Origin of the sequence: Roseibium sp., assembly GCF_025698965.1 — a bacterium.
Taxonomy (GTDB): Bacteria; Pseudomonadota; Alphaproteobacteria; order Rhizobiales; family Stappiaceae; genus Roseibium.
The window spans coordinates 1-6,009 of sequence record NZ_JAILWL010000409.1 but is presented as its reverse complement, the minus strand read 5'-3'; the positions used below and the strand labels follow the sequence as shown (position 1 = coordinate 6,009).

At 51.4% G+C, this 6,009-nt stretch carries 6 protein-coding genes; 2 read left to right on the top strand and 4 right to left on the bottom strand.

Annotated features, from left to right (window positions below; translation table 11 throughout):
* Nucleotides 1-155: 155 nt before the first annotated feature.
* The 3 genes from K5905_RS25395 to miaA form a co-directional block, all read right to left on the bottom strand.
* Nucleotides 156-668 (bottom strand): GNAT family N-acetyltransferase, encoded by a 513-nt coding sequence (locus K5905_RS25395; protein WP_297589340.1) that lies wholly within the window; start codon nt 666-668, stop codon nt 156-158.
* Nucleotides 669-786: 118 nt separating this feature from the next.
* The gene (locus K5905_RS25390) at nt 787-1,512 is read right to left on the bottom strand and encodes a GNAT family N-acetyltransferase (RefSeq protein ID WP_297589337.1); all 726 of its coding nucleotides are present in this window, start codon (nt 1,510-1,512) and stop codon (nt 787-789) included.
* A gap of 24 nt (nt 1,513-1,536) precedes the next feature.
* Nucleotides 1,537-2,487 carry a tRNA (adenosine(37)-N6)-dimethylallyltransferase MiaA gene (gene miaA, locus K5905_RS25385; protein ID WP_297589336.1) on the bottom strand — a complete coding sequence of 317 codons (951 nt, stop codon included), beginning with the start codon at nt 2,485-2,487 and terminating at the stop codon, nt 1,537-1,539.
* Between miaA and serB the strand changes: the two genes are divergently transcribed.
* The gene (gene serB, locus K5905_RS25380) at nt 2,486-3,376 is read left to right on the top strand and encodes a phosphoserine phosphatase SerB (protein WP_297589334.1); all 891 of its coding nucleotides are present in this window, start codon (nt 2,486-2,488) and stop codon (nt 3,374-3,376) included. The two genes, miaA and serB, sit on opposite strands and share 2 nt — an antisense overlap.
* A 49-nt stretch (nt 3,377-3,425) precedes the next feature.
* Here the strand turns inward: serB and K5905_RS25375 are convergent, their stop codons facing one another.
* Nucleotides 3,426-5,429 carry an acyltransferase family protein gene (locus K5905_RS25375; RefSeq protein ID WP_297589332.1) on the bottom strand — a complete coding sequence of 668 codons (2,004 nt, stop codon included), beginning with the start codon at nt 5,427-5,429 and terminating at the stop codon, nt 3,426-3,428.
* Nucleotides 5,430-5,740: 311 nt separating this feature from the next.
* Here K5905_RS25375 and K5905_RS25370 point away from each other — a divergent pair.
* Nucleotides 5,741-6,009 (top strand): hypothetical protein (locus K5905_RS25370; protein WP_297589330.1); only part of this gene is annotated, 269 nt, incomplete at its 3' end.

Genomic DNA, 6,009 nt, shown 5'->3' with positions numbered 1-6,009 from the left:
GGGCTCTCGCCATTTTCCCTGTCCTGAAACTGAAACCGTTCCTTTTGTTTCTCGCCCTCGCAGTCGCCGGTTCTCTGACAACGGGCTATCTTTTCGAGTGGCTGGCATGAATGCGCGGCTTGGATCGCGATTATCGCAGCGTCCAAATTGGCTCATTACCTGTTCTTCCGAATTTCGATGGCCTGAGAACGTTCAAACTCTTCTCTGAAAATCCGATAGAACCTGCAGGGACAACCGTGCTTTTCCCGATCCTGCCAATGCTGAAAACCCGCCTTCTGCATCACGCGCAAGGAAGCTTTATGTTCCATCAAGGCATAGGCAATCAGATAGTCTACTTCGGTTCGCTCGAAGTACCAACGGGTAAGCCCTTTTGCAATTTCAGTGGCATACCCCCGACCCCACACTTCTCGCCTGAAACTGTATCCCAGCTCATATCCGTCCGGGTCCTTGAGGTACGAAAACCCTGTACGGCCAACAAAGAGCCCTTCTTTTGTCTCCACCTTCCACTTGCTGATACCCGTGAGACTGTGATCTGCAATGTAGGTTTTCAGTCGTTCCCGCACTTCGTTCGCTGCCATCGGCGCGGGCCCGGGGGAAAGGTACCGATTGACCTCACGATCGCTATGGAGATCAAGGATTAAAGGAAAATCAGCTTCTACAAATGGCACAACTCGTAATCGCGCGGTCTTCAAGAGGTATTCGGTCAAGCAGGTTCTTCCCAAAAAAATGGGCCGCTGAAACGCGGCCCCAGAAATCTCCGGTATGCTGTCGACCCGGAGGGGTTGTCTAAGCACTCATTAGATAAGACTGCATCGAAGGGCTCAGCAACTGGAACACATCCGCCTGCATCCCGCCAATCACCTTGCTCTCGCGATGATAAAAACCGGCTTGCTGGACAACATCACGCATATCCCGGTTATCCGTGCGCACAACGGCGACAAGATGAGAAAAATAGGTATTCTTGAAAAACCAATTGGCCAATTCCGCACAAAGGCTCTTGGCAAGATTTTTGTCCTCTTCCAGGACATCCTTCAAGAGACAATAATTCAGACTGATTTCGGAAGTTTCGCTGACCGGCGTGAAACCGGCCCAGCCCAGAAATTTACCGTCTTCCGACACGGCCTTCCATTTGGCGAATCCAAGATCAGCCTGATTCTTCAACGCGGCCCTGACCAGCGCCGCAGCATCCGCAATCGTGCAATTTGTCGAATATTCAGAACATCTATTTCCATAAGGATCTGAGTGAAGGTCTTTGACGAGATTAATATCGGTTGGAGATAAGGGAACAAGCTGCACTGAGCGGCATTCGAGAAATATCGTCTGCACGTGATCCTCCCATGCAATCGGGTATTGTCCAGCAGCGAGGAGACCTCTGCGATCCCCGTCGAGCACGCCGGATATGTAACCCTGAATTGTGCCAACCCGAAGGCACGCTGGAGTATAGGAATAAAAATGGCGAAAATATATTCGTAATACCAACAAGTTATGGTGATACAGCTCGCTGCACTGCACATCCCACAGGTTGACGCACCATTGTCATGTCAGCCAATGGATAGCTGACAAATCGATTTCGGCTGATGGATCAAACCGTTGCCAGTCTGCCATCTGATTCCGAAACCAGGTTTCCTGTCGTTTCGCGTATTGCCGCGTTGCAACAGTCAGCCTGTGGATGGTTTCTTCCAAATCGGTTTCGCCCAAAAGATAGGCACCGATTTCGGCAACTCCAATGGCCCTCATCGCCGGAATTGACGGCGAAAGCCCTTGCTCAAGCAACAACCTGACTTCTTCCTGCCCTGCAACAGACAACATCAGGCGAGACCTTTGGGCTATCCGTTCATGAAGCCAGGGGCGCGGCGGAGCCAGAACGATCCGGATACATTGATCTCCTCGCAACAATGGCGCGGATTGTTGTTCGCTCTGCCAGAGGGAAAGCGGCTTTCCGGTCGAAATCACCACCTCAAGTGCCCGCGCCAGCCGCTGCGGATCGTTGAGGCTTGCGGCAGCTTGCGCATCCCCCTGCTTTACAAGCGCTGCCTTTAGCCCTTCAACGCCCTCCCGGTCCGCCAGTTCCCTCGCCTCACGACGGTGATCGATCGAAATTTCAGGCAGTTCGGCGAACCCTTCCGTCAGTCCCTTGAAATAAAGCCCTGTGCCTCCAACAAGTACCGGCAGGTTCCCGTGAGACCAGACGGTGTCGAGCTCATCTGAAATCATCCGCAGCCATTCGCCGGTCGAACAGGCCTTTGATGCCGGTAGCACTCCGTAGAGGCGATGCGGAACCGCCGCTTCATCTTCAAGTGACGGTCGGGCACTGACCAGACGCAAATCTTCATAAAGCTGCATGGAATCGGCATTAAGGATCACGCCGTTCCGGTCTTTGGCCAGTTTAAGAGCCAAAGCGGACTTGCCGCTTGCAGTTGGGCCCGCTATCAGGATGGCACGTTTGCCGTTCGTTCGTTCCTGATCGCCTGCCAAGGATTCATTCATGTCTCTAGTTGCCACTCTGGTATCGACCCCGACTGCTCCCGCCGTGAACGAGGAGCTGGTTCGCCGGGCTGAGGATGCACTCGGTGTCACTGGAACATCAAGAATACTCAATCCTGGCGTTGCAGCCGATATCCGTTTTGAGGGCCCGAACGCAAGTGCCGCCGACACGATTTTACGTGAAATTGTCGGTCAAGCACCTGCAGACGTCTTTGTGCAACCCGAAGAGGGACGCAAAAAACGTCTTTTGATCGCTGACATGGACTCAACCATGATCCGCCAGGAATGCATTGACGAACTGGCGGCGGAATTGGGACTGAAAGACCGGATTTCCGAAATCACCGAACGCGCCATGCGCGGCGAGATTGAATTCGAACCAGCCTTGAGAGAGCGTGTCGGTCTGCTTGCGGGACTGCCGGTTTCTTCAATTGATATTGTCCTGAGCAACCGCATTTCCCTGATGCCCGGCGGACGGACCCTGATCCAGACCATGAAAGCAAACGGTGCATATTGCGCACTGGTCTCTGGTGGTTTCACGCATTTCACCAGCGCTATTGCGGACATGATCGGCTTTGACGAAAACCAGGCCAACACTCTGATTGAAGTTGACGGCAAGCTCTCGGGCAAAGTCGGGGAACCTATCCTGGGGCGCGATGCCAAACGTGCGCGCCTGGAATATCTGGTTGCTGAAAACGGACTGTCTTTCGATGAGACATTGGCCGTTGGTGACGGCGCCAACGATCTCGCCATGATCGAACGATCCGGAGCCGGTGTCGCTTACCGCGCCAAGCCCGCCGTTGCCGAAGCTGCGGATTTTCGCGTCGATCACGGCGACCTGACCGCCCTGCTCTATCTGCAAGGCTACGCCGAACACGAATTCGTACTGAGCTGATTAAAGTTCGCCATTGAGCGATCCGATTATCAAGGCGACAGCAACAGCCTCAAAATGCAGTCTGCTCAATCGATTGTATGGTCCCCTGGTCAGGTTTGCCCTTACCGGCGACCTCAGGCTCTGTCCTTTGAATGAACGGTTCAAACAGCGGAGAAATCTTTTGAGCGCCGTACACAGACAGATGATCGTCATCCCAATAAATCATGCCCTCATCGTCATAGACTTGGCACATCGAGCTCTGGCACAGTGTTTCATGCGGGTACAACACAACCGCCCCAGTGCCATCAGCAATTCTTTCCAACAAGTCCAGAACATCGCGATTCCTGTTCAGATAACTTTCCCGCAAGGGAAATAGGCTCTCAAGGTCACTGTGATCTTGCTTGATCATTCGGGCAACAACAGATGGCAGACTTTTCTTGAACCTTGTATCAACCAGAGGAACTTGCGCAAGAATGACAACTTTTTTGCCCGAGGCGGTCAGTTTCTTGACGAAGTTCCTTAGGCTGCTTTCTCGAAGCGCCCAAGCCTCTTTCTGCTCCAAGCCCCACGCCTCAACCCAACGAACCGTCTTCGAATACCAGCGGTTCGCCAGGATAACGGTCTCGATGCCCGGTTGATCAGCCAGGTAGTCTGCCTGCTTGATAGACAGGTTCACGCAATTCCTGACCTTTTCCAATTCCAGCAGTTTTTTTTCAATGGCGACACAACCGTTTGTAAAAAACAAAGCGGTCCTGTCCGCTTGGGTGCTGAGGTCATCGATGGCAGGTGCAATGGCAAGCGCATGTGAATCGCCGACAAGTGCCACCGTGCTTTTCTCATGATCTGCTGGAACACCTAAAACTTGCGCTTTCAGTCCATCGAACTTCGCGAATTCGTAGTCTCCCCCCAGTTCGACATTCACGAACCGTTGGAATTTGTGATCGGTCCAAGGATAGAGTCCATCCGAAACGACGGTAAATCCCGAAGCCGAGAGTATTATTGCTGATGAGACAATTGCTGTCCTCGCCTTTGGCCACAAGTTCTCCATAGGCGCTTTTCGGAACGGCTGTTCCACAAACCTCCAGGAAAGATACGCCAAGACAACGGACAACAGCCCGACAAGAGATCGCTCAAGGTCACTGAGGCGTCCAAAATTGTGATAGAGCAGCAGTACATAAATCGGCCAATGCCACAAATACAATGAAAACGAAATCCTGCCGAAGAACAGAAAAATCTTGTTCCCCAGGAAGCGATTGACGACAGGTAGCGTCGATCCGCTTCCCGAAAAAATTATCAGGCACGTACCGAGTACAACCGGGAAGGTATAGAAAACATAGGAAAAATCGCCTGGATACTTCACAATAAATCCAAGCAATACGAGTAAGCCACCCAGAATGCTCAGTGTCGTGGCCATGCGCGAGTTGAGCAGGTTTTGCGCCTTAGGCGATAAGGCAAGTAGGGAACCCGCCAAGAGTTCCCATGCCCTTACCGGGAACATGAAAAACGCGAAATTGCTATCGGAAAACACACGCGGAAAACTCATATTCCATAACAACGAGACAGCCAAAAGCGCCAAAATAGAATTTCTTAAAAACTTGTTCCCGCGCGCAAATGCGACCAACATCAATAGCGGGAAAACAATATAAAATTGCTCCTCTACCGACAGTGACCATGTATGTAACAGTGGTTTCAATTCCGCCGTGGAATCAAAGTAACCGGACTCGCTGTAAAACAGAATATTTGAAAAGAAGAAGGTGGCGGCAAATACACTGCGTGCAAACGGCAATGCTTCGTTGGGTAGCAATACCTGCGATGCCAAAATGCTCGTGACCAGAATAACCGTGAACAATGCAGGCAATATTCTACAGGCTCTTCGAATGTAGAATTCCTTGAGCGAAAACTGACCTTCAGACAGCTTTGTGTAAATAATGCTTGTAATCAGAAAACCGGAAATGACAAAAAAGATATCAACACCAAGATACCCGTTTATTCCGACACTGTTTCCTATGTGATAGACAACAACCGAGACAACGGCGACCGCACGCAGCCCGTCTACATCTGCTCTATATTTCAACTATTTAGCCCAACCTAGCAACCCCAAGGGGCATCTGGTACCGCTTTCATTTCAGGCCGTCAATAGTTAGTTGAATAAAGTTCTTGCAGAACTCGAATTTGGATCCAGCAATCTAAAACCATGTCTTGCAAATACTGCATGGTATCAGTCGAAGCATCCCATTGGACCCACTACCTCTTAGTCACCATGACAGTTCAAAGGCAGGTTTGCCAGCAGCAGCAATGGTATCAACAGCCTCAGTCAAGACGTATGGCCAGCTGGACTGCTTGAGGGTACGCTCGCCCGGGAACGCATCGTGACTGGAGACATTTATGCGCTGCCCGATTACGTCGACTATACTGTTGATCGCTCTGTGCACCTCTGCCACCGCCGCCGAACCCATGAATATTGTCGGTAACTGGCTTTGTGAGGAAACTGAATATGCCGGCCCGGACGGGCTTGGCGTGTCCGATTACACGTTCAATTTTTCAGTTACCGATCAGAAAGGCGCTGCCTTCAAGGGTCATATCGATTGGATCGAAGACAAGTCCGAAGTGCCTGAGGAAAAACTCGCAATTCGCACAATTGTCTCTGAAGAAAA